The following is a 21,979-nucleotide window of genomic DNA, read 5'->3' on the forward strand; positions in this document are numbered from 1 at the left end:
CGGGGCGATCCGGGGTCTGGGTTCTTAGCCGGCGATCTTCAGCACGGCCTTGATGGTGCCGCCGGACGTGGAGTCGGCGACGGCCGTATCGATCTGGTCGAAGTCGTAGTACTTCACGAGTTTGTCGAACGGGAACCGGCCGGCCTTGTAGAGCGCGATCAGGCCGGGGATCAGCTGTGCCGAGGTGCTGGAACCGCCGAGGGTTCCGATGATCCGCTTGCCCCAAAGGGTGCGCAGGTGGTCCACCGAGAAGCGTGCCTCCGCGGGCGCCCCGCCGATCAGGATCAGCGTGCCCAGCATGCCGACGGCGTCCGCGGCCTCCTCCAGCACCTTGATGTTGCCGGTGCATTCCAGCACGTAGTCCGCCGGGCCGCCGCAGATCCGCTGGATCTCCTCCAGCGCGTTGGTCTTGCCGGAGTTGATGGTGTGCGTGGCACCCAGTTCGCGCGCTAGCTCCAGCCGCGAATCGTGCAGGTCGATGGCGATGATGGTGGCGGCCGGCGTGTTTTTCGCGGCCATGACGGCGGCCAGGCCCACAGCGCCGGCGCCGTAGACCACCAGCGACTGTCCGGGCTCCGGCTTGGCGGTGTTGAAGACCGCGCCGGCGCCGGTGGTGATGCCGCAGGCCAGCGGTCCCACCAGTTCCAGCGGGATGTCCTGGTCCACCTTCACCAGCGAGGTCGCCAGAGCCAGCGAGTAGTCCGCGAAGGAGGACTGACCGAAGAAGTGGCCGGAAATCGTGCTGCCGTCAGCCCGGGTATACGCGGATGTCCCGGCGTCCGGCCCCTTGAACCGGGAGCCGCTGACCAGCGCCTCGCCCAGCCGCAGGCAGTAGCGGTGCTCGCCGCGCAGGCAGTTCTTGCACTCGCCGCAGTAGGGCCAGCCCATGATCACGTGGTCGCCGACGGCCACATTGGTGACGCCCGGTCCCACTGCTTCCACCACGCCGGAGCCTTCATGGCCCAGCACGCCCGGCAGCGGCAGCGGCATGTCGCCGGCCTGCGTGATCAGGTCCGTGTGGCACAGCCCGACGGCGGCCACCTTCACCAGCACTTCGCCCGGCCCGGGCGGGTCCAGCTCCAGCTGCTCGGGTACGAACGGGGCGTTCTTCTCCTCGACTACCAGCGCATTGATCTTCATGTCCTGCTCCTAGCCCTGCGGAAGTTGGTTGATATGTCAATCAGTAGCCCAGCGGACGACGGCGGTGCAACCTTGCGGCGTGGCGCTCACCAGGGGGAGTCTCCTGACCCCCGGACGCCGACACCATCCCTGTCTACCCCAGGGACGGCGGCGCGGTCCATGGCGGGTTGAGCCGGTTGCCGAAGGTGGAGGGCTGGATGCCGGTTTGGGACAGCGACATCCCCTGCACATTGCTCAGCCGGCGGACGTTGGCCGCCAGGTGCTCCAAGAGCTCACTCATGGAAACATTCTGCACGACGCATGAAGGCTGTACATTCGGACCGTGAGCCTGTGGAAGGGCGGGGACAAGGACTGGTGGGACTTTCTGTTCATCGCCGGGGTGGTCCTCAAGGGACTGGACGGAGCGGTCGAAATTATCGGCGGCGTGCTGCTGCTGGTGGCTGATCCAGCCCAGATCCACGGCCTTGTCCTGCGGCTGACCCAGCCCGAACTCGCTGAAGATCCCCAAGATTTCATTGCCACGCATTTGTTGCATGCATCGGGCAGCTTGACCGGCAGCGCCGTGGCCTGCGCGGCCGTTTACTTGTTGGTGCACGGTGCCGTGAAGGTGGTGCTGGTGACAGCCGTGCTGATGAACAAGCTCTGGGCCTATCCGTGGATGATCGGGGTGTTGTTGGCGTTCATTGCCTATCAGCTCTACCAGTTCGCCGTCTCGCCCACGCCGGGTCTGATTGCCCTGACCGTCTTCGACGTACTGGTTGTGGTGCTGACCTGGCACGAATACCGCCGGCAGCGGGAACACCAGACCGCCTGACCGCTGGCTGCCGCCGTGCGGACTATGCCGTGGTGCCGATTTCCCGTTCCATGTCGGCGATGCTCAGCACTCGGCCGAAGAACGTCCCGACGGCATCCAGGGTGGCGGATTGGGCAGCTTCGGACCGGCCCCCGGTAGCGTCCGACAGGAACGCCACCTTGTAGTCGTTCATGTAGGCGCTCCGGGCGGTAGACTCGCAGCACACTTCGGTCAGAGTGCCGGCGATGATCACGGTGTCCACGGTGTTGAGCCCGCGGATGGTGGCCAGCACGCTCTTGAGCGGGGTGTTGTGGAAAGCATCGTAACGGTGCTTGTCCAGCACGTAGTCGTCGGCTTCGGGCTTCAGCTCCTCGACTACTTCCACGCCATCGGTTCCGCGGCGCATGCCGACGGTCTGCAGCCGCTGGTTGTAGGTGGTCTCCAGCGGGGACACATCGAACGAGTCAAGCAGCACGTGCCGGGTGTAGATCACCGGGATGCCCGCCTGCCGGCAAGCGGCGACGGCGGTCACCATCTCCGGCAGCCGCTTGCGTGCCATCGGCACCTCCATCGGCGCGCCTTCCAGCACAAAGTCGTTCTGCATATCGATCATCAGCAGTGCGGACCTGGCCGCATCAATGCTCCACATGGTGCCCCTTGGTGAGGATCTGGCCGGCGCGCGGCAGGTGACTGGACTTGAGACCTAGGTTACATGGCCCCCGACGTGCTGCCGGCTACGCCCAGCCGGCAGCGGGCGACGGCGAGGGCTAATCCTGCTCGTCCAACTCCCGCTGTGCGGCGGCGGCAGCTTTCCTCGTCCGGTCGGCAGTCTTGGCCGCAGACACCAGATCTTCCTCGGCCGCTTCGATCTTGCGGTCGGTAGCGGTGACCTCACGCTTCAGATCCTCGATGCGCTGTTTCAGTTCATCCAATTCATCGGAGAGTGCATCGCGGCGGTTTTGCAGCTGGTCCAGCTTGTCCAGGACCCTCTGTTCTTTTGCCTCGGCATCAACTTTGCGCTGCTCGGCCTTTTCCACCTCGGCCCGGGCCAGCCGGCGGCGCCGCTCCGCACCCTCGGCTTTCTGCTTCGCCGCCCGATCGACCCTGGCCGTCCGGCGTTCGGCGAGCTCATCCCGCTGCGGGGTCTTTGCGCTGCGGCGGGACGGGGGAGCGGGCGCGGGCGAGCCGACGGCTTCCGGCACGGCCACGATGCCGTCCAGATCCACCGGGTCCAACCCGGTCGAGGAGAACGATTCGGTGAGCAGGCCGCTGGCCAGTGCAGCCCCCGCTGCAGGGTCGGACATTGCGGCCCGCAGGGTCTGCTCAACATCGGTCACGACAGCCGGGCTGACGGGATGGCCCAGTTCGCCCGCCAACTGCCGGCCGCTTGACGCCAAGGCGGACAGAAGCCCGCGGCGCTGATCGCCCAGCGCTCGCATCTGACTGGGGTCCAGTTCGTGCTGCGCCTGGGTCATCGCCGCCCCCAGCTCGATGACCCCCTCGATTTCATCGCGGCGGTGGCGTGCCATCATGTTGAGCAGCCAAGCCGCGGCCGTCGGTTTCGACAGGCTACGCAACCGGGCGGCCAGAGCCTTGTCTCCGTCCTGCGCGGCTTCCTTGGCCTTCGCGTTGCGGGCAGCGGTGAACTCACCGGGCAACAGCGCGTAAAGTTCCTGCGCCGCGCTCTCCAGATCCATGCCGCCTAGCCTAATCGGCACCGTCCCCGGCGCCTCTCAGGCACGGCGCAGTTGCCTACCGGGACTTCCGAGTCTCTTTGTCGTTGGCCTTGCGCAGCGCCTCGACCAGTTCGGACTTATCCATCTTCGACCGGCCGGGGACATCAAGCTTCTTCGCCAAATCGTAGAGATGCTCCTTGGAGGCGTTCTCATCCACTCCGCCCTTGGTCTGCCGCGAGGTGTCCTTGCCGCCCTGGGCCTGCTTGTCCGAGGGGCCGTATTTCTCCTTCGGCTCCCAGTGGTCGCCCACTTTTTCATGGGTGTGCTTGAGCGCGCTATAGGCCACGCGGTGCGCGCGTTCCTCGTCGCCGTACGTTTCGGCGGCAGAATCATGGGCCTCCGCGAACGTCTCCTGCGCCTTCTTGCCGGAACGCTGCAGCGTGCTCGGCAGTTCGCTCTGCTTCGGCTTCCCGCTCTTGGTCGTCTTGGGCATCCGGACCACGTCCCTTCTTCAAGGATTTGTTTCCGTTCCACCTCCAACGTGGCACAGTTCAACGGCCGTGCCAAGGGACATAGCGCCCCTGTGGAGGGGAAGAACGTTCCCGCCGTCGTCGCGTCGAAATGATGATTAGGTGCCCGGAGCGTGCCGTTCAAGGGAACGGCAGGGAGTTGACGTCGGCTCGTGATTTCCGCCACGGAAGGTGGGCCCATAAGCTGTCGACGTGCTCAGCGTTCTTCGAATCCCGGGCTTGCTTCGTGCCTTCATCCCGGCGCTGACAGGCAGACTGTCCTTGGCGATGGTCGGCCTTTGTCTGTTGCTGGCTGTACAGGAGACCACCGGCTCATTCGCGCAGGCGGGATTCGTCGCAGCTGTTTTCGGTTTCGCCAACGTCACCGCTTCCCCGTGGCGGGCGCGCGCCGTTGATCGTTGGGGGCAGCGGGTGCCCCTCTCGATCATGGCCACCGCGCACGCCGCAGGGCTCCTCGGACTTGCAGCCATCATCGCCCCCGGTGGTGGCGCATTCGTGTGGTTGCTCGCCCTTGGAGCTTTGATCGGGTTGAGTGCGCCGCCGCTAGGTGCGTCCATGCGGGCCATCTGGTCATCCCTGACGGTTCCCGGCGACCAACGTCGGAAAGCGTTCAGCCTCGACGCGGTCAGCGAAGAACTCCTCTTCGTGGCTGGCCCCGTCGTCATCACGACCGTGATCACCACGGCTTCACCGAGCACCGGGCTCGTTCTCACCGCCGTTACCGCTCTCATCGGGACCTTGGGAATGGTGCTGAGCCGCGCATCCCGGAGCCTCGCTTGGGTGAGCTTGCCGAGGGCGAGGGGCGATCAGCCACTGCGCCAGCCCGGCTTTGCGCGCGTGCTCTTGGTGCTCGCCGGGGTTGGTGGGGTGGTGGGCGTGGTCGAGATCGCAGCTCCCGCCTTCGCGATCGAGTACGGAAGCGTCGAACTTTCAGGATGGCTGCTGGCCGCGTTTGCCGCCGGCAGTGCTCTCGGTGGCATCGCTTACGGCCACCTCAAGCTGAAGGCATCGCTGGTCAGCACCCTGTTTGTGCTGTGCTGCGGCATGGGTGTGCTGGTCTCGCTCGTGGCCTGGGCACCATCCCTCATCGTCTTGGCTGTGGGCCTCGCCCTCGCGGGGATGTTCTTGGCTCCTACGCTGATCACTGGATACCTCATCGCCGATGGCTCCGTGCCCAAGGCATCGCAGACCGAGGCCTCAGCCTGGATCAATACGACGGTGAACTTCGGTGCCTCGATCGCGTCCGCAGTCGCAGGAATCATCGTCGATCAGTCCGGGCCCGCGACTTCACTTTTCCTGGTCGGCTGCGCGGCCCTCTTGCTGGCCTGCACAACACCCTTCAGGCGGTTGTCGGTGCTCCCGGCTTCCGCAGCGCTCGAGGTGCAGTGACCCGGACCGCGCCCGCCGGCGTGTCCTGATGGGCACAATGGAAGGGTGACCCAGCCAGCCTCCCGGACCACCGAACCTCCACGCAGCCAGTACCGGCCGTTTAATCTGGAGGCCATCGGCTCGGGCTTGGTCTTCGCCCGGTCCCTGGACAACTTGGCTGCGGCGATGACTGCGGGGGCGGCCGCTTCCCCGCGCGGCGCTTCCGCAACGGAACCAATCCACGGCGGCACCGCCGTCGTGCAGGCTCCGCCGGGCACCGGAAAGACCACGCTGGTGCCGCCGCTGGTGGCGAACCTGGCAGCCCGGACAACCGACCGCCAGCCCCGCATCGTGGTCACCCAGCCGCGCCGGGTGGCGGCGCGTTCGGCGGCGCGGCGGCTGGCCTTTCTCGACGGCAGCAAACTGGGCGGCCGCGTGGGCTATACGGTCCGCGGCGAGCGCCAGGCCGGCGCGCAGACCCTGATCGAGTTCGTCACGCCGGGGATCCTGCTGCGCCGGCTGCTCTCCGACCCCGGACTGGAGGGCACGGACGCGGTGATCCTGGACGAAGTGCACGAGCGCGGACTGGAAACCGACCTGCTGCTGGGCATGCTCGGCGAAGTGCGCCAGCTGCGCGCGGACCTCGCGCTGGTGGCGATGTCCGCCACCCTGGATGCTCCGCGGTTCGCCTCCCTGATCGGAGCGCCCGACGGCGGTGGGCCGGCTCCGGTGGTCGACTGCCCTTCCGCGCTGCACCCCTTGGACGTGCGGTGGGCGCCTGCGGCCGGACCGCGGCTGGATGAGCGCGGCGTGGCACGTAGTTTCCTAAACCATGTAGCCGGCACCGCGGCAGCGGCCCACGCCGAAGCGCTCGCCGGCGATTCGACGATCGATGCCCTGGTGTTCGTTCCCGGCGCGTGGGAAGTGCAGCAGGTGGCAGCGCTGATCCGGGACAAGGTCCGAAGCGCCGGCAGCAATGGCGCCAAGCAGGCCGGGACGCGGAACACCGAGGTGCTGGAACTGCACGGCCAGGTTGATGCAGCCACGCAAGACCGGGCCGTCGCCGGCCGGGAACCCGGTGGGGTGCCGCGGGTCATCGTTTCCACCTCGCTGGCCGAGTCCTCGCTCACCGTGCCCGGGGTGCGGCTGGTCATCGACTCCGGCTTGTCACGGGAGCCGCGCCGGGATGCCGCCCGCGGGATGTCCGGCTTGGTCACCGTCTCGGCCTCGCGGGCTTCGGCCGACCAGCGCGCCGGCCGCGCCGCCCGTCAAGGGCCGGGCACCGTGGTGCGCTGCTACGACCAAAAGATTTTCGGTGCCGCCCCGGCGCACCCCACGCCGGAGATCGCCGTCGCCGACCTCACGGCGGCCGCCCTGCTGCTGGCCTGCGGGGGTGCACCCGGCGGCGAGGGGCTGCGGCTTCCGGACCCGCCGCCGGCCGCGGCCATGGGCGATGCCGTGCGGACCCTGCACGATCTGGGCGCCATCGACGACGACGGCCGGGCCACCGAGCTGGGGCGGATCCTGTCCCGGGTTCCGGCGGACCCGCGGTTGGGCCGGGCGTTGCTGGACGGTGCGGCGGTCGCCGGGCCGCAGGCCGCGGCCGAGGTTGTTGCGCTGGTCTCCGGAGACCAGCGCGCACCAGGCGCCGACCTGGCGAAACTGCTGGCCTCCCTTCGGGCCGCCGGAACGGGTGATCCAGCGGCCCGCCGCTGGCGCGAGGAGGCGCGGCGGCTGGCGGAGATCGCGCGGCAGGAGGGCACCGCCGTCGTGCCTTTCCGCAACGGTGGCCCGGCAGGCCCGGCGGAAACGGCGGGACATATTGTTGCGCTGGCCTTCCCCGAACGGGTCGCCCGCCGCGTCACCGGAGGTACCGGCCAGACCTACCTGCTGGCGTCCGGGACCCGCGCCGGATTGCCGTCGGGCAGTTCGCTGGCCGGCCACGAGTGGCTGGCCGTGGCCGAAGTGTCCCGGGCACAGGGCCGCGATGCGGCCGGGACCGGGGCAGTGATCCGTGCCGCGGCGCCGCTGGAGGCGGACACGGCGGAGGCCGCCGCCGGAACGCTGCTGACCGACCGGCTGGAAGCGCGGTTCGACGCCGGCAGGGTTGCGGCCCGCCGCGAGCGCCGGCTGGGGGCGATTGTGCTTTCCTCGACGCCGGTTAAACCCTCGGCCGCCGAAGGCCGGGAAGCGGTGGCACGCGCATTGGAGTCCGGCGGGCTGGGCATGATCGGCTGGTCGGAACCGGCCGAGGCACTGCGCCGCCGGCTGGCGCTGCTGCACCGGGAACTGGGGGAGCCCTGGCCGGATGTCGCGGAACCGGCCTTGCTGGCCCGGCTCTCCGACTGGCTGTCGCCCGAACTGGAGGCGCTGGCCGGCGGCAAACCGGCCGCGTCGGTGAATTTGGCCGAGCCGCTGCGCCGGCTGCTGCCCTGGCCCGACGCCGCCAGGTTCGACGAACTGGCGCCCGAGCGTCTGCAGGTGCCCAGCGGTTCGCGGGTGCGGATCGACTACCCGGCACCGGATGACCGCGGGCGCCCCGTGGTGGCGGTGAAACTGCAGGAATGCTTCGGCTGGGCGGAAACACCCCGGCTGGTGGACGGGCGGGTTCCGGTGCTGTTCCACCTGCTCTCGCCGGCCGGCCGGCCGCTGGCGGTGACCGACGATCTGGCTTCATTCTGGTCCGGTCCGTATGCGCAGGTGCGCGCGGAAATGCGCGGCCGATACCCGAAGCATCCGTGGCCGGAGGACCCGTGGTCAGCCCCGGCCACCGCCCGGACCAAGAACCGGATGTAGGCCGACACTCAGGAGGAAGGCACGCGGGAAGGAAGGGCCGCGGGTTACCGCATGAGCTGGCGGGAGATCAGCAGCCGCTGGATCTGGTTGGTGCCTTCGAAGATTTGCATCACCTTCGCCTCGCGCATGTACCGCTCGGCCGGGAAGTCCCGGGTGTAGCCCGCCCCGCCCAGCACCTGAACGGCGTTGGTGGTCACGCTCATGGCGTTGTCGGTGGCCACCAGCTTAGCGATGGAGGCCTCCCGGCCGTACGCCAGGCCGGCGTCCTTCAACCGGGCGGCGGAGAGGTACATGGCACGGGCGGTTTCCGTTTCCACGGCCATGTCGGCAAGAAGGAACGCCAGCCCCTCGTGCTCGATCAGCCGCTTGCCGAACGCCTCCCGCTCGTTGGCGTAGGACGCCGCCAGAGCCAGCGCGGCCTGCGCCAGCCCGGTGGCCACCGCGGCAATGCCCAGCCGGCCGGAATCGAGTGCTGCGAAAGCAATGGCCAGGCCCTGGCCCTCCTCGCCGATCATCCGGTCGGCGGCCACCTGCACGTCGTCGAAATGCATGGTGGCCGTGGTGGAACCGGTCAGTCCCATCTTGTGTTCCGGCGGTGCGGCAGTCAGTCCGGCGGCGTCGGCCGGCACCAGGAAGCAGGAGACCCCCCGCCGCGGATCGTCGGAGGTCTTGGCCATGACCGTATAGAAGTCGGCCTGGCCGGCATGCGTGGTCCAGGCCTTCGCGCCCCTAATCAGATAGCCGTCGCCATGCCGCACGGCGCGGGTCCGCATCGCCGCCGGGTCGGAACCGGCGTGCGCTTCCGAGAGGCAGTAGGCACCCAGGGTGTCGCCCGAGAGCATGTCCGGCAGCCAGGTCTTGCGCTGCCTATCGCTGCCAAAGTGCACCAGCGGGAAGCAGGAGAGGGCGTGTACGCTGACGCCGACGGCCACACTGCTCCAGGCTGCGCCGATTTCCTCGAGAACCTGCAGATAGACCTCGGCCGGCTGGCTGCCTCCGCCGAACTCTTCGGGGTATGGCAGGCTGAGCAGCCCGGTTTCGCCCAGCGTCCGGAAGACTTCGCGTGGGAACCGTTCGGCTTCTTCGGCGGCTGAGGCCTGCGGCATCAATTCGCTGGTGGCGATGTCGCGCACCAGTTCGAGCAGGTCCTGCGCTTCCTCCGTTGGCAACAAGCGCTGCACAACCATCGTCACTCACCCCTCCGGCTGCCGGCCTTGGGTGCGGGCCGGCTTTAGGACGTCCACAGCATCGGCAGGTTCGCCGCCGAACCGCGGAGCATCCGTATGTGATTGCGTGCGTCAACTACAACACGGGGTCCATGCAGGTACAAGCACGTGCGCATCACGATCTTGGCTGCGGTGCACAGTCCGTTGAGCGCGCTCCAACGGTTCAGGTTTTTTCACCAGTGACCGCGGCGTCCGGCGGGCGTACTCTGGGACGAAGCCCTTCAACATCGGAAGGTGATGTGCCATGGCCCGGAGATGGAAGCGGTGGCTGCCCGCCGCCGTCGTACCTGCTGTCATTGCCGGCGGGGTGCTCACAGGGTCGCTACAGGCCAATGCCGCGGGCGATTTGCCGGACAAAACCCCGCAGCAGTTGCTGGAAATGATGGCCGGCAGCGACGTCCATGAGCTGTCCGGGACGGTGGAGCAGGATTCCGCGCTGGGGCTTCCGGAGTTGCCGAAGGATCTGCCAGCGGAGCAGGGCGGGCAGTTGGCCACGGCGCTGGAACTGCTCTCCGGCTCCCACACCGCCCGCGTCTACCGGGGCGGACCGGACCGAGCCCGACTGCAGGTTTTCGACCGATTTGCCGAGCGGGACGTGATCCGCAACGGTCTCGAGGGCTGGGTCTACAACTCCAAGGAGAATGAGGCTGTCCACCTGATCCTGCCTGGCAAAACCGGCGGTGGAAACGAGTCTGACGAGAGTGCTGCCCCACAGGCCGAGGCGTACACTCCGGAGCGGCTCGCCGACTACCTGTTGGAGGGCATCGGGCCGGAGTCCAGGGTATCGGTCGGGGATGACACCTCAGTCGCGGGCCGCAGCGCGTACCAGTTGGTGGTGGTGCCCAACAGCACCGAAACGCTGGTGGGTTCCATGGTGCTGGCCATTGATGCCGAGACGGGCCTGCCGCTCGACGTACAGGTTCAGGCGCGCGGCCAGCAGGAGCCGGCATTCCAGGTGGCCTATACCAAGCTGAGCCTGGCGGCACCGGACGCCAAGCTGTTCGAGTTTACCCCGCCGGCCGGCGCCACCGTGACCGAGCATGCCGTGCCGCAGCACCGGACCGGCTCGGAGATGCCGCAGCATCAAGGCAACAACGACGGCGGGGCGGGCCCTCGGGATCAGGGCACCAAACACGGCACCGGCTGGGAGACCATTACCGAAGTCCCCGCAGCGGCTCTGCCGGACGGCTGGGCGGATTCTCCGCTGCTGGCACAGGCCAGCAAGCCTGTGGACGGCGGGCGGGTGATTTCCACCGCGCTGGTCAACGTGTATCTGACCAAAGACGGCCGCGTGTTCGCCGGCTCCGTCCCGCTGGAGCAGTTGCAGGCAGCCGCGGAGGGCCGGTGAGCGGCAGCGGCACCTCCGCCGCGCTGGCCATCGAAACCTCCGGACTGACCAAACGCTTCGGCCGGCAGACCGCCGTCGACTCGCTGGATTTGGCGGTACCGCACGGCTCGGTCTTTGGCTTTTTGGGGCCGAACGGCTCCGGGAAAACCACCACCATCCGGGTGATGCTCGGGCTGGCCGGTGCCACCAGCGGGAGCGTCCGGATCTTCGGGCATGACATGCCCGGGGCGTTGCGGAGCGTGCTGCCGCAGGTCGGGGCGCTGATCGAGGGCCCGGCCTTCTACCCCTTCCTCTCCGGTGCCGCCAACCTGCACCGCTTGGATACCGCGGACCGGCACGCTCCGGCTGCAACCCGCCGCCGCCGGATCGGCGAGGCACTGGAGCGGGTCGGGCTGACGCACGCGGCGAACAAGAAGGTGCGCGCGTATTCGCTGGGCATGAAGCAGCGGCTGGGCATCGCCAACGCGTTGCTGATGCCGCGCCAACTGCTGGTGCTGGACGAGCCAACCAACGGGCTGGATCCGCAGGGCACCCGCGAGGTGCGCAGCCTGGTCCGCTCACTGGCCGGCGAGGGAAGCACCGTGTTCGTCTCCAGCCACCTGCTTTCCGAAGTGGAACAGATCTGCAGCCACGCCGCCGTCATGCGCGCCGGCAGGCTGGTGGCCCAGGGGACCTTGGACGAACTGCGCCGCGTGGGCCTGACCCACCTGAGCATCCAGACCCCCGACGCCGAAGCCGCCCGGGACGTACTGCGCCGGCTTGGGTTGGAACCGGACGGCGCGGCGGCTGCCTTGGACGGGCAGGTGAGCACTGCGATGAACCGCCCCGAACTGCTGCCCGAGGACATCGCGGCCGCGCTGGTCGCGGACGGCGTGCGGCTCCGCGGGTTCGTGGTGGAGGCCGGCAGCCTGGAGGACCGGTATGTGGAGCTGACGGGGGAGGGGTTCGACGTTGTCCAGTGACGCGCAGTCTGTCCCCGCCGCGGCCGACTGCCAGAGTGCCGAGCCCGTGGACCGCCGCGAGGAGCACAGCGAGGAGCACCTCGGCGCCGGGCCCGCCGGACACCCCGCCGGTGGCTTGGCCCCAACCCCGCCGGAGAGCCGTCGGCCGTCCGCCGGGTGGGCGCTCTTCGGCTCCGAACTCAGCGTGCTGTTCCGCCGGCTTCGCACCTGGGCCATGCTGCTGGCCTTGGCCGCCGTGCCGGTGCTCATCGCGGTGGTCGTCCGGTTCGCCGCCGACGAAGGTGGGCCCGGCGGCGGCCCGCCGTTCCTGAACCAGATCACGCAGAACGGCCTATTCGTCGCCCTGACCGGCTTGGTGGTCTCCATCCCGTTGTTCCTGCCGCTGACCGTCAGCGTGGTCGCCGGCGACACCATCGCCGGCGAGGCCGGCCACGGCACCCTCCGCTACTTGCTCACCGCCCCGGCCGGACGGCTGCGGCTGCTGGCGGTCAAGTACGGCGCCGCCGTCGTCTTCTGCATCGCCGCTGCGCTCGCCATAGTGGTGGCCGGCGCGGTGATCGGCACCATCCTCTTCGGCACCGGATCGGTGACCCTGCTTTCCGGCGACACCATCGGCGTCGGCGAATCCCTGGTCCGGCTGCTCCTCGTGGCCACCTACGTGGCCCTGTCGCTGGCCGGACTGGCCGCCATCGGACTCTTTATCTCCACCCTCACCGAAGTCCCCGTCGGGGCGATGGCAACGACGGCGGTGCTCGCCGTCGTCACCCAAATCATCGGCGCCCTGCCGCAGCTCGACTGGCTGCACCCCTGGCTCTTCACCTACCACTGGCTCGACTTCGCCGACCTGCTCCGCCAGCCCATCTCCTGGGATGCCTTCGGCGCCAACGCCCTCCTGCAGGGCGGCTACATCGCCGTCTTCTGTGCCCTCGCCTACAGCCGCTTCAGCACCAAGGACGTGCTGTCCTAGGGTACTGCCTTGGCGCCTTGTTCCTTGCTGGCAGCTTGTGCCCTCCGGCAACGCTTGTAGGATGACGGGAGTTCAGCTCTGACGGAACGCCTTTGGACGGACTGACATGGCCACTTTTCTGGAACTTCACCACACGGGTGCGCCGCTGCTGTTGCCGAATGCATGGGACGTCGGCTCCGCCCTGGCCTTTGCGGCGGCAGGGTTCCCCGCCGTCGGAACTACCAGTTTCGGCATCGCGGCCAGCGCTGGCCAGCCCGACGGCGGCCGGTCCAGCAAGTCGGCAACGGCGGCACTCGCGGCGCCGTTGGTCCGCTTGCCGGTCCACATCACTGCGGACATCGAGGACGGTTACTCGGACGACCCCGACGAGGTTGCCGCCTTCGTGGCCGACCTGGCGGCCCACGGCGTGGTCGGGATCAACATCGAGGACAGCAAAGCCGGGCATTTGGTAGAGCCCGCGGTCTTGGCCGGCAAGGTTGCCGCCATCAAACAACGCACCCCCGGCGTGTTCGTCAACGCGCGGGTGGACAACATCTGGTTTGCCGAACAAGCCACCGTGGGCGCCGTCCGGCTCCGGGCTAACACCTACGCTGACGCTGGGGCCGACGGAATCTTTGTCCCCGGACTGGCCGACGTAGAGGACATCCGGCGCGTCACCGCCGGAATCGGATTGCCGGTCAACGTGCTGGCACATCCCTCGCTGACGGTTGCCGAGCTGGGAGAACTGGGAATCCGGCGGGTGAGTTCCGGGTCCCTGCCCTACCGTGCAGCAGTGGACGCTGCCGTCTACGTTGCCATTGTCCTGCGCGACGGCGGGCAGGTGCCGCCCGCCACTTCCTACTGGGAGATGCAGTCCCGCCTCGAGGCGTTCAGCCAAGGCCGGACGGCCTGACCACCAGGCTGCGACAGAATCGCCACCCTCCGCTGGGAGGACGGCGCCTCGGCGCCCCTAAGGTTGGAAGGCTCAGCTTCACCAGTGGCGTATAGCCCCTAACCGTTTGCTGTAACCTCTGCTGTTCGTCCGGCTGGGATCCGTCCCGTTCAGGCGAGGCGGTGGCGGCCGGTTCCGCGGCTCCACGGAATCCAGCTGCGGCTCCGGCGCGGCTGTTCGAGATGGCCTGCTTGCTCCATCGGATCAGCTGCGTCGTCCGGCAGCCGTCGGTCCTCGCCCGCCACAACATGTGCGGTTCCCGGCCCGGGTATCTGGGCGGCGGCCAGGTTCGGCATGCCGATGTCTCTGCCCATCCCGTGCAGGGGCTTTGGGCCCATCCGCTCCATCGTTTCGGATGAAGTGTCGCGCCGTTCCTGCTTTTCCCGCATAATTGCCCCCATGGCTTCTTGGTAATTCCCCTGCGGCCTAGAGTAAACCGGTTTTCTCGAAAATGGTCGAAAAATCCCGAGAAAATTTGCCCGACGATTGTTGTAACGGATAGTTACATCGGCGAGGCCGAGTTAGTGCGCTTGGAAGACTCTTGGTTTGAGAAGCCGGAAACCCGCTGCATGGTGGGCGGCGTCCGACCTAAGCCGGGACGCCGCCGTCGTCGTGGGGCGACGTCATGGGAGTCAGCCGAGCTGCTCCGCGAGGATGTCCAGCGCATCGCTCCAACCGTCGAAAACATTGTTATCTCCGGCGAAGCCAGCAATGCCGCGAAGGTGGAAGGTCATCTCCGTGTGGCCGCCTTCAAGTTCGGCCAGTTGCACTGTGATGACCGGCGAGTCTTCGATCCGGTCGCCGGGCGAGCCCCATGTGAACACGAGTCGTTCCGGTTCGACAACTTCGAGATACTGCCCGGCAGTGGGATATTCGCTGCCGTCGGGCGCGATCATCTTGTATTCATAGGTCCCGCCGACGCTCGGGTTGATGCGGACGAATTCGCGGGGGCTGGCGACTTCGCGGGGATGCCACCAGCGGGCGGCTTCGTCCGGGTCGGTCCAGGCGCGCCAGATGATCTCGCGGGGCGCGTCGAAGGTGCGGGTGATGGTGAATTGCTTGTCCTGTGTAGCGGTTTGCTCAATCATTTCCGGCATTCTCCTTGAGTTCGCGGAGCCGCTCGTCCAACAAATCAAAGCGCTCGTTCCAGAGACCTCGGTGGTGGTCGATCCAGGCCGAAACGTCGTCCAGGGGTTCGGTGCGGAGCGTGCAGTTGCGCCACTGCGCGGAGGCTGTCCGCTCAATCAGGCCAGCCTTTTCCAACACCCGCAGATGCTGTGAAACGGCTGGTCGGCTGATTTGGAACGGTTCTGCCAGTTCGCCGGCCGTGGCCGAACCCTGCCGTAGTCGGGACAGGATAGCCCGGCGGGTGGGATCCGCCAGTGCGGCAAAGACCAGGCTCAGCTGATCTGGCGCCCCTGCCATGTAAGCAACTCCTTATGTAAGTTACGACTTAAATATACTCGTGTCAGCGGGGCCGTCAAGAGGCCGAGCTACCCGGCTACACCTCCTAGAACCTGGACGAACTGCCCGATCCGCTGAAGCTCCCGCCGCTGCTGCCGTAGCCGGTGGTGCTGCCGCTGCTGCGTGAAGAATCTACGCTGCTCTGCGCCGAGCTGTACCCGGCGTTGAAGGCGTAGGCGGAGTAGAACATGTGCGGCGGGTACACCGTGTCAAGGATGGTGGGGGAGGACCGGCGGTCCCCGCTGCGGAGTTCTTCGTCCATGTCTTCACGCATTGTGTCCTTCTCGGACGACGTTTTGGCATACGCGTCGATGACAGTGTCCGCGTGTGCCTTGAGGAGGTCGGTGAATTCGCTGCGGCTGTTCTGTATAAAGCGCAAGGCGGTGTCCGGCGTGGTCCTGCCATCAGCGAGACCGGCGGCCCAGTCCTCCAGATCCTCCCGGGTACCGTCGCGGAAGGAGCGCAGGGCGGCAGCCGTTGCCGCGGACCTTGCCGTTTCCGGGCCCTCCTCGAGCAGCGAATCGATGCCGTCCAGATCCTCGCGCAAGGGCGCCAGTTGCCGGTCCCAGGCCCGATCCCATCCGGAGGCCAGGTTCAGGAACGTGTTGGTGTCGGCGATGACGTCATCCAGCGCATCCAGCTCCGTCGCAATGCGCGCATACTCGACCGCCGTCTTGACGTTCTTGCCCGACTTCAACTCCTTCTCGCCCATGGCATGGACCCTGTCGTTTAGCCTGCTTGCTTCGGTGTAACCGGTCATGAAGCCGCGGTATTTTTCCAACATCCGCGAACCGTATTCCGACGTCGGCGGAATAGTGTTCGCGTTGACCTCGGTGGCGTCGAGGTCCAGGGAAACACTGGAAAAGCTGCGGTCGCCGCGTTCGATCTCGCGACGTGCTCTGGCAAGATTCTGCCGCCGAACACCGAAGCGGACTCCACAGAACCCGACGACGGCGATGCCCGCCGCCCAGAGGCTGCCGATGAAGGCCCCGGAGCGGTACCACGGGCGGTTGATCAATTCCGCGCCGCGTTCGATGCCGGCGATCGTTCCGTCCGTCCACTGGGCGTCGCGGAAAAGGTCCTTGGTGGCCTCCTGGATATCCTCGCGCTGCTCCAGCGGGATCTTGCGGTCCTCACCCATGTAGGTCCCCACCCAGCGGCCTACCGGGTCCAAGGCGAAGATATAGAGCCCGTCCGCCCACTTCTGGCCGTCGGCACTCAGCCACTCTGCATGTTCCGCGCGGGCGAAGCGAAGCACCTCTTCGTTGAGATTGGCAGAGGCCGAGCCATTGTAGGTGTAGATAGCCACCTTCGTCGGCTGGTAAAAGTCGACGGCCTCCACGGCGGGAAGGAGTGTGTTTTGGTCAAGAACGCCGGCGGTGTCCTCCACGACCACGTCGGTGGGTGGCACGGCGTATGCGGCCGGGGCTGCGGCCAGCAGCCCGGCCAGCACCAGCAACAGCGTGCCAAGTATCCTTCTCATCTGTCCCGTTCCTCCGGTTCTGCGGTAAATGGCTTCACGGGCACCCTACCCGGTGCGGGGAACTGGCAGATGGACGTGACACGCGACGGTGGGCCGGCTCCGAGAGCAGGCCCACCGCCGTCGTCGTATGGGTGTTATCGAGGGCTAGAGGCTGACGCCGAAAACCAACGGGAGCAGGGTGTAGAGCGTCACCACGATCAGTACCAAGGAGACAAGATTCAGCCAGAGGCCGGCCCGCACCATCTGTTTGATCGACACCTCGCCGGAGCCGAAGGCCACCGCGTTCGACGGCGTGGCCACCGGCAGCATGTACGCCGAGCAGACAGCGAGGGTCATGACGATGGTCATCAGGAGCGGATCGATGCCGACGCCCACGGCAACGGCACCCATGATTGGGAAGAAGGCCGCGGCGGTGGCAGTGTTGCTGGTGAGCTCGGTGAGGCCCAGGCCGACCACCGCGGCGACCAGCACGATGACCACTGGAGGCATGCCGTTCAGCCCGCCCACCTGGTTGCCGATCCATTCTGACAAGCCCGTTGCGGTGAACATGGCGGAGAGTGAAAGGCCGCCGCCGAACAGCAGGAGCAGGCCCCACGGGATGTCGCGGGCCGAGGACCACTGCAGCAGCGGTGCCGACCCCTTGCCGGCCGAACGCTTGTTGGCCGGGACCAGGAAACAGGCAATGGCAGCGCCCATGGCTACCTGCGTGTCCGAAATGGTGGCGAGGAAGGGCAGGGCCTGGGCTACTGCGGGAATTTGGGCGATGAAGGGCACCGCGACCCAGAAGAAAATAGCGGCCAGGAAGATAGCGCCGACGCGCCGCTCGGGGGTTGTCATGGCCCCGAGCTTCGCGATTTCGTCGCGGATGAGCTGTGCCCCGCCGGGGATCTGCTCCAGCCGGGTACGGAAGACGAGCTTGGTCAGCACGAACCAGGCGATGAACAGCATGACTGCTGCGAACGGCACGCCGACCAGCATCCACTGGCCGAACTGCATCTCGTAGTTCTGTTCAGAACCGAGGTAGGCGGCCATCAGTGCCATGGGCGGCTGGCCAATGAGGGTGGCCATGGAGCCGATGGTGACGCCGTAGGCGATGCCGAGCATCATGGCCGCGGCGAACTTGGCGTCCACCGCGTCACGGTCGATGTTGCGGATCAGCTGCAGGATGGAGACGCCGATCGGCACCATGATCACCGCCGTGGCGGTGTTGGAGACCCAGGCCGAGATCATGGCCGAGGCGACCATCAGACCGAGGACGATCTGCGCGGGGCGGGTTCCGACGGCTCGGATGGTCAGGAGTGCAATGCGCCGGTGCAGGTTGCTCTTCTCCGTGGCCAAGCCCAGGATCACTCCGCCCATCACCAGGAAGACCACCGGGTTGGCGTAGGGCGCGGCGACATTGGCCATGCTGTCCATCCCGAACAGCGGGAAGAGGACCAGCGGCAGCAGCGAAGTCACCGGGATAGGGGCGGCTTCGGTCATCCACCAGATCGCCATCCAGAGCGCACAGCCCGCGACGGCGCGGCCTTCGAACGCCAGCGAATCCGGCAGGATGAAGAAAAGGGCCAGCCCGGCCAGCGGTCCGGCGAGAAGCGCTACGAGCTTCCTGCCGGTGCGGGTCTCGGGGGCTGTGGTCTGTTCAGCGTCGCCGCCGGGGCGAGCTTCGGCCGCCTCAGGGCGGTTCTGGGTTTCCTGTGACATCAATCGTCCTTGGTTGTGCGACGGGGACCACACAACCGTAGTCACGTGACTTGGCGAACAGAAGTACTTATTTGGGCCTCATTGATACTTCCGGAGTCATAGTCCGCTCACAGCTTTGTGTTACCGCTGCCACCGAGGGCGTGCGGTTGGCGGCACTAAGTCCTGCGGGATTGATATCCAGCAAGTATCAGTGGTGGGAAACTAGGTATTTTACCTGCCTAATTCCCGCGCCTAAAGTGGGTCAGAAGCCAGCGACCAGGCTGCGACCGGAACGGACAGGAGGCCGGTATGGAGACCCGCCAGCTGCGATACTTCGTGGCCGTGGCCGAGGAGCGCCATTTCGGCCGTGCCGCGCTTCGCCTGCACATGGCCCAGCCGCCGCTCTCACACCAAATCAAGCAGCTCGAGGAACAGCTGGGCACGCAGCTGCTGGTCCGCACCACCCGCAAGGTGGAGTTGACGCCGGCCGGGGAGCTGCTGCTGGTCCGGGCCCGAGGGCTGTTGGCCGAGATCGACCAGCTGGGACAGGACGTGAAGCTGGTGGGCCAGGGGGCCAGCGGCGTGCTGCGGGTCGGCGTGGTTGGATCCGCCACTTACCGGTTGATGCCGCGCATTGTCGAGGCGGCGGGCAGGCGGCTGCCGGGATTGAAGCTGCATGTGCTGGGTGAAATGCTCACTCCTGCCTTGGAAGAGGCGCTGGAGGAAAACCGCATCGACGTCGCTGTGCTGCGTCCGCCGGTACGGTCCGGAGAACTTGAACTGACGTTCCTGGAGCAGGACGAACTCGTCGTTGCGCTCCCGGAAGACCATCCCTTGGCGTCACACGGTTCGCTGGAGCTGGCCGACCTGGCCGGGGAAAAGTTCGTTTCCTATCCGCGGACCTCGGCGGTATGCGGCATCTTCATGGACGCCTGCCGCCAGGTCGGCTTCCGGCCCCGGATTGTGCAGGAAGCCAGCGAGACATCCACCCTGCTGGCCTTCGTCGCGTCGGGCATGGGGTTGGCGCTGGTGCCGATGACGCGCCGGGTGTTTGCCCTGCAGGGCACGGTACTGCGCCCGCTGCGCGACGCCCCGGCGGTGGATTTGGCGCTGGCTTGGCGGCGCGGCAGCGATTCTCCGCTGATCAAGAACTTTGTAGACCTGTTCGAAACATCCACTGTCCCGGAAGGAACCGCACGTGAAGATTGAGCGGATTGAAGCCATCCCCTACGCCATCCCTTACACGCACCCGCTGAAGTTTGCCAGCGGCGAAGTGACGACGGCGGACCACGTTCTCCTGCGCGTCCACGCGGACAACGGGCTCGTGGGGGTAGCGGACGCGCCGCCGCGCCCGTATACCTACGGCGAGACCCAGGCCTCGATCGTGACGATCGTTGAACAAGTCTTCGCCCCGCAGGTGACCGGCTTGGACGTACTGGATCGCGGCAAAATTCACGCCGTGCTGAACCGCACCATCCACAATCAGGTGGCCAAGGGGGCGCTGGACATCGCTCTGTGGGACCTGATGGGCAAGGCCACGGAGACCCCGGTGCACAAGCTGCTCGGTGGGTACATGGATCACATGCGCGTCAGCCACATGCTGGGCTTCCGTCCGGCCCAGGAGTTGTTGGACGAAGCCCTGCGGTTCGGCGAGGAGTACGGGATCACCACGTTCAAGCTGAAAGTGGGACGCCGGCCGCTGGCCTTGGACATTGAGGCGTGCCGTGTGCTCCGGGAAGGGCTGGGCGAGGACGTCGACATCTATCTGGATGCCAACCGCGGCTGGACCGCGAATGAAGCCCTCGAGGTCCTGCGCCGCACCGAAGGCCTCGGACTGAGCCTGTTGGAGGAGCCGTGCGACGCGAAGGAAGCCATGAGCCGACGCCGGCTGGTGGAGAAGTCTCCCATCCCGGTGGTGGGAGATGAATCTGTCCCCACTGCCGGGGACGTCTCCCGCGAACTTCTTTCCGGAGGCTGTAATGCAATCTGCATCAAGACCGCCCGCAGCGGGTTCACTGAGGCGCAGCAGATCCTGGGCCTGTGCACCGGGCTGGGCGTGGACGTGACCATGGGAAACCAGATTGATACCCAGGTCGGTTCCCTGGCCACGGTCACTTTTGGTGCCGCCCACGAGGCCACCAGCCGGCGCGCCGGAGAGCTGTCCAATTTCCTGGACATGGCCGACGACCTGCTGGCCGAGCCCATCCGGATTGAAAACGGAACCATTTCCGTCCGCGACGTGCCCGGCGTCGGCGCTGCCATCGACGAGGGCAAACTCGCCAAGTACCGCTTGTCCTGACCCCTTCACCAAACACCCAGGAGAATCCACACATGCTGTTCCTCGCCCGAATGGAAGTCCAGTTCCCCGCGCACCTGTCCGCGGAGGAGGTCATCCGGCTGCAAGGACTGGAGAAAGAGTACTCGCAGGGCCTGCAGCGGGACGGCCGTTTCGCCGGCATCTGGCGCGTTGTGGGCGAGTACGCCAACTACTCGCTGTTCGACGTCGCCTCGAATGACGAGCTGCATGAGATCCTCAGCGGTTTCCCGATGTACCCCTACATGAAAATCAAGGTCACGCCGCTGGCCAAGCACCCCAACTCCATTAGGTGACCGCCGGAAATTCATATCAAACCGGTCCCAATGGCGATCCAAAAGGTATTTCCCTCGACGATGCCCCGGGCCTAGATTGAGTGCCATATCACCGTCAGCTCTCGCGCCGACGATCCACCTCATCCACCACTGCTCGAAGGAGCGCCATGTCCATCGAATCCACCGCCAGTGCCGCAGCCTCTGGAAACGCCGCTACCGACCGTTTCCGCCAGTCGGGCAAAACCGGCGCGGTCCACGCCAGCCAAGAGCGGGTGAACCTGCTGGCCAGCAAGCTGGTCAACGCCGTCAACGACATCGTGCTGGAAGAGCGCGTGACGTATGACGAGTACAACGCCTTCAAGGCCTGGCTGATCAAGGTGGGCGAGGACGGCGAATGGCCGCTGTTCTTGGACGTCTGGGTTGAGCACTCCGTGGAGGACGTAGCCACCAGCCACCGTCACGGCAACAAGGGTTCCATCGAGGGGCCGTACTACATCCCCGACGCCCCGGAACAGAAGTCGCCGGCGAAGATCAGCATGCGCCCGGATGAAAAGGGCACCCCGCTGCTCTTCCAGGGCCAGGTCCGCTCCACGGACGGCTCCCCGCTGCCGAACGCGAAGATCGAACTGTGGCACGCCGACGAAGAAGGCTATTACTCCCAGTTCGCTCCGGGCATTCCGGAGTGGAACCTGCGCGGGAGCTTTATTGCCGATGCGCAGGGCAACTTCCACATCGACACCATGCAGCCGGCCCCGTACCAGATCCCCACCGACGGCGCCTGCGGCCAGTTGATCGCCGCCGCGGGCTGGCATGCCTGGCGCCCGGCGCACCTGCACCTGAAGGTTTCCGCACCTGGCCACGAACTGCTGACCGCCCAGCTGTACTTCCCGGGCGACCCGCACAACGAGGACGACATCGCCACTGCGGTCAAGCCGGAACTGATGCTGGACATCAAGCCGGCCGAATCCGGCACCGGCGTGCAGACCACCTACGACTTCGTCCTGGACCCCGCGTCCTAGCCGGCAG

The 21,979-nt window shown here is 66.8% G+C and carries 22 protein-coding genes; 11 read left to right on the forward strand and 11 right to left on the reverse strand.

The window, feature by feature from the left end; genetic code table 11:
• Positions 1-24 precede the first annotated feature (24 nt).
• Together AC5RW2_RS09670 and AC5RW2_RS09675 are read right to left on the reverse strand one after the other, a co-directional pair.
• A complete protein-coding gene (locus AC5RW2_RS09670) occupies positions 25-1,140 on the reverse strand; it encodes an NAD(P)-dependent alcohol dehydrogenase (protein WP_493962565.1) in 1,116 nt (371 codons plus the stop codon).
• A 133-nt stretch (positions 1,141-1,273) separates the two neighbouring features.
• Positions 1,274-1,420, reverse strand: a complete 147-nt coding sequence (locus tag AC5RW2_RS09675) for a hypothetical protein (protein ID WP_493951332.1) — start codon at positions 1,418-1,420, stop codon at positions 1,274-1,276.
• Positions 1,421-1,462: 42 nt separating this feature from the next.
• On the opposite strand from AC5RW2_RS09675, the gene AC5RW2_RS09680 reads away from it, so the two are divergent.
• Positions 1,463-1,954 carry a DUF2127 domain-containing protein gene (locus AC5RW2_RS09680; protein ID WP_493962564.1) on the forward strand — a complete coding sequence of 164 codons (492 nt, stop codon included), beginning with the start codon at positions 1,463-1,465 and terminating at the stop codon, positions 1,952-1,954.
• A gap of 22 nt (positions 1,955-1,976) precedes the next feature.
• Here AC5RW2_RS09680 and AC5RW2_RS09685 read toward each other — a convergent pair whose 3' ends face one another.
• From AC5RW2_RS09685 to AC5RW2_RS09695, 3 genes are all read right to left on the reverse strand, one after another.
• A complete protein-coding gene (locus AC5RW2_RS09685) occupies positions 1,977-2,582 on the reverse strand; it encodes an isochorismatase family protein (protein ID WP_493951330.1) in 606 nt (201 codons plus the stop codon).
• Between the two features lie 118 nt (positions 2,583-2,700).
• On the reverse strand, positions 2,701-3,630 hold the full coding sequence (locus AC5RW2_RS09690; RefSeq protein ID WP_493962563.1) for a hypothetical protein: 930 nt from the start codon (positions 3,628-3,630) through the stop codon (positions 2,701-2,703).
• Between the two features lie 55 nt (positions 3,631-3,685).
• Complete coding sequence (locus AC5RW2_RS09695) at positions 3,686-4,102, reverse strand: ChaB family protein (protein ID WP_493962562.1); 417 nt, start codon at positions 4,100-4,102, stop codon at positions 3,686-3,688.
• A 229-nt stretch (positions 4,103-4,331) separates the two neighbouring features.
• On the opposite strand from AC5RW2_RS09695, the gene AC5RW2_RS09700 reads away from it, so the two are divergent.
• Positions 4,332-5,528: an MFS transporter gene (locus AC5RW2_RS09700; protein ID WP_493962561.1), complete on the forward strand. Its 1,197-nt coding sequence runs from the start codon at positions 4,332-4,334 to the stop codon at positions 5,526-5,528.
• 45 nt (positions 5,529-5,573) lie between these two features.
• A complete protein-coding gene (gene hrpB, locus AC5RW2_RS09705; protein ID WP_493962560.1) occupies positions 5,574-8,303 on the forward strand; it encodes an ATP-dependent helicase HrpB in 2,730 nt (909 codons plus the stop codon).
• A 44-nt stretch (positions 8,304-8,347) separates the two neighbouring features.
• Here hrpB and AC5RW2_RS09710 read toward each other — a convergent pair whose 3' ends face one another.
• Positions 8,348-9,490, reverse strand: a complete 1,143-nt coding sequence (locus tag AC5RW2_RS09710; RefSeq protein ID WP_493962802.1) for an acyl-CoA dehydrogenase family protein — start codon at positions 9,488-9,490, stop codon at positions 8,348-8,350.
• Between the two features lie 283 nt (positions 9,491-9,773).
• Between AC5RW2_RS09710 and AC5RW2_RS09715 the strand changes: the two genes are divergently transcribed.
• From AC5RW2_RS09715 to AC5RW2_RS09730, 4 genes are all read left to right on the forward strand, one after another.
• Positions 9,774-10,877 (forward strand): LolA family protein, encoded by a 1,104-nt coding sequence (locus AC5RW2_RS09715; RefSeq protein WP_493962559.1) that lies wholly within the window; start codon positions 9,774-9,776, stop codon positions 10,875-10,877.
• A complete protein-coding gene (locus tag AC5RW2_RS09720) occupies positions 10,874-11,839 on the forward strand; it encodes an ABC transporter ATP-binding protein (RefSeq protein ID WP_493962558.1) in 966 nt (321 codons plus the stop codon). Before AC5RW2_RS09715 ends, AC5RW2_RS09720 begins: the two co-directional genes overlap by 4 nt.
• A 115-nt stretch (positions 11,840-11,954) precedes the next feature.
• On the forward strand, positions 11,955-12,806 hold the full coding sequence (locus AC5RW2_RS09725) for an ABC transporter permease (RefSeq protein WP_493962801.1): 852 nt from the start codon (positions 11,955-11,957) through the stop codon (positions 12,804-12,806).
• Between the two features lie 106 nt (positions 12,807-12,912).
• Positions 12,913-13,698, forward strand: coding sequence for an isocitrate lyase/PEP mutase family protein (locus AC5RW2_RS09730; RefSeq protein ID WP_493951322.1), 786 nt, complete (start codon positions 12,913-12,915; stop codon positions 13,696-13,698).
• A gap of 149 nt (positions 13,699-13,847) precedes the next feature.
• Here the strand turns inward: AC5RW2_RS09730 and AC5RW2_RS09735 are convergent, their stop codons facing one another.
• The 5 genes from AC5RW2_RS09735 to AC5RW2_RS09755 form a co-directional block, all read right to left on the reverse strand.
• Positions 13,848-14,138, reverse strand: coding sequence for a hypothetical protein (locus AC5RW2_RS09735; RefSeq protein WP_493951321.1), 291 nt, complete (start codon positions 14,136-14,138; stop codon positions 13,848-13,850).
• 231 nt (positions 14,139-14,369) lie between these two features.
• Positions 14,370-14,825, reverse strand: coding sequence for an SRPBCC family protein (locus AC5RW2_RS09740; RefSeq protein WP_493951320.1), 456 nt, complete (start codon positions 14,823-14,825; stop codon positions 14,370-14,372).
• Positions 14,818-15,162, reverse strand: a complete 345-nt coding sequence (locus tag AC5RW2_RS09745; protein WP_493951319.1) for an ArsR/SmtB family transcription factor — start codon at positions 15,160-15,162, stop codon at positions 14,818-14,820. Before AC5RW2_RS09745 ends, AC5RW2_RS09740 begins: the two co-directional genes overlap by 8 nt.
• Positions 15,163-15,247: 85 nt before the next feature.
• Entirely contained in the window at positions 15,248-16,684 is a 1,437-nt protein-coding gene (locus AC5RW2_RS09750; protein WP_493962557.1) for a DUF5129 domain-containing protein, read from the reverse strand.
• Between the two features lie 144 nt (positions 16,685-16,828).
• On the reverse strand, positions 16,829-18,385 hold the full coding sequence (locus AC5RW2_RS09755) for an SLC13 family permease (RefSeq protein WP_493962556.1): 1,557 nt from the start codon (positions 18,383-18,385) through the stop codon (positions 16,829-16,831).
• A 288-nt stretch (positions 18,386-18,673) separates the two neighbouring features.
• Here AC5RW2_RS09755 and AC5RW2_RS09760 point away from each other — a divergent pair, with 288 nt between their 5' ends.
• The 4 genes from AC5RW2_RS09760 to catA all read left to right on the forward strand — a co-directional run bounded on the left by AC5RW2_RS09760 (position 18,674) and on the right by catA (position 21,972).
• Positions 18,674-19,573 (forward strand): LysR substrate-binding domain-containing protein, encoded by a 900-nt coding sequence (locus tag AC5RW2_RS09760; protein ID WP_493951316.1) that lies wholly within the window; start codon positions 18,674-18,676, stop codon positions 19,571-19,573.
• On the forward strand, positions 19,563-20,663 hold the full coding sequence (locus AC5RW2_RS09765) for an enolase C-terminal domain-like protein (RefSeq protein ID WP_493962555.1): 1,101 nt from the start codon (positions 19,563-19,565) through the stop codon (positions 20,661-20,663). Before AC5RW2_RS09760 ends, AC5RW2_RS09765 begins: the two co-directional genes overlap by 11 nt.
• 32 nt (positions 20,664-20,695) lie before the next feature.
• Positions 20,696-20,974 (forward strand): muconolactone Delta-isomerase, encoded by a 279-nt coding sequence (gene catC / locus AC5RW2_RS09770; protein WP_493951314.1) that lies wholly within the window; start codon positions 20,696-20,698, stop codon positions 20,972-20,974.
• Positions 20,975-21,120: 146 nt separating this feature from the next.
• A complete protein-coding gene (gene catA, locus AC5RW2_RS09775) occupies positions 21,121-21,972 on the forward strand; it encodes a catechol 1,2-dioxygenase (protein ID WP_493951313.1) in 852 nt (283 codons plus the stop codon).
• Positions 21,973-21,979: the final 7 nt, after the last annotated feature.

This window comes from Arthrobacter sp. B0316-1-20 (assembly GCF_059091865.1).

What these genes read in the sequence shown, in the direction of transcription:
- AC5RW2_RS09730 (WP_493951322.1), top strand. Translation starts at nt 12,913, where the DNA reads ATGGCCACTTTTCTGGAACTTCACCACACGGGTGCGCCGCTGCTGTTG.
- AC5RW2_RS09715 (WP_493962559.1), top strand. Translation starts at nt 9,774, where the DNA reads ATGGCCCGGAGATGGAAGCGGTGGCTGCCCGCCGCCGTCGTACCTGCT.
- AC5RW2_RS09695 (WP_493962562.1), bottom strand. Translation starts at nt 4,102, where the DNA reads ATGCCCAAGACGACCAAGAGCGGGAAGCCGAAGCAGAGCGAACTGCCG.
- AC5RW2_RS09710 (WP_493962802.1), bottom strand. Translation starts at nt 9,490, where the DNA reads ATGGTTGTGCAGCGCTTGTTGCCAACGGAGGAAGCGCAGGACCTGCTC.
- AC5RW2_RS09745 (WP_493951319.1), bottom strand. Translation starts at nt 15,162, where the DNA reads ATGGCAGGGGCGCCAGATCAGCTGAGCCTGGTCTTTGCCGCACTGGCG.
- AC5RW2_RS09740 (WP_493951320.1), bottom strand. Translation starts at nt 14,825, where the DNA reads ATGATTGAGCAAACCGCTACACAGGACAAGCAATTCACCATCACCCGC.
- AC5RW2_RS09735 (WP_493951321.1), bottom strand. Translation starts at nt 14,138, where the DNA reads ATGGGGGCAATTATGCGGGAAAAGCAGGAACGGCGCGACACTTCATCC.
- AC5RW2_RS09670 (WP_493962565.1), bottom strand. Translation starts at nt 1,140, where the DNA reads ATGAAGATCAATGCGCTGGTAGTCGAGGAGAAGAACGCCCCGTTCGTA.
- AC5RW2_RS09750 (WP_493962557.1), bottom strand. Translation starts at nt 16,684, where the DNA reads ATGAGAAGGATACTTGGCACGCTGTTGCTGGTGCTGGCCGGGCTGCTG.
- catC (WP_493951314.1), top strand. Translation starts at nt 20,696, where the DNA reads ATGCTGTTCCTCGCCCGAATGGAAGTCCAGTTCCCCGCGCACCTGTCC.
- catA (WP_493951313.1), top strand. Translation starts at nt 21,121, where the DNA reads ATGTCCATCGAATCCACCGCCAGTGCCGCAGCCTCTGGAAACGCCGCT.
- AC5RW2_RS09760 (WP_493951316.1), top strand. Translation starts at nt 18,674, where the DNA reads ATGGAGACCCGCCAGCTGCGATACTTCGTGGCCGTGGCCGAGGAGCGC.
- AC5RW2_RS09755 (WP_493962556.1), bottom strand. Translation starts at nt 18,385, where the DNA reads ATGTCACAGGAAACCCAGAACCGCCCTGAGGCGGCCGAAGCTCGCCCC.
- AC5RW2_RS09690 (WP_493962563.1), bottom strand. Translation starts at nt 3,630, where the DNA reads ATGGATCTGGAGAGCGCGGCGCAGGAACTTTACGCGCTGTTGCCCGGT.
- AC5RW2_RS09685 (WP_493951330.1), bottom strand. Translation starts at nt 2,582, where the DNA reads ATGTGGAGCATTGATGCGGCCAGGTCCGCACTGCTGATGATCGATATG.
- AC5RW2_RS09675 (WP_493951332.1), bottom strand. Translation starts at nt 1,420, where the DNA reads ATGAGTGAGCTCTTGGAGCACCTGGCGGCCAACGTCCGCCGGCTGAGC.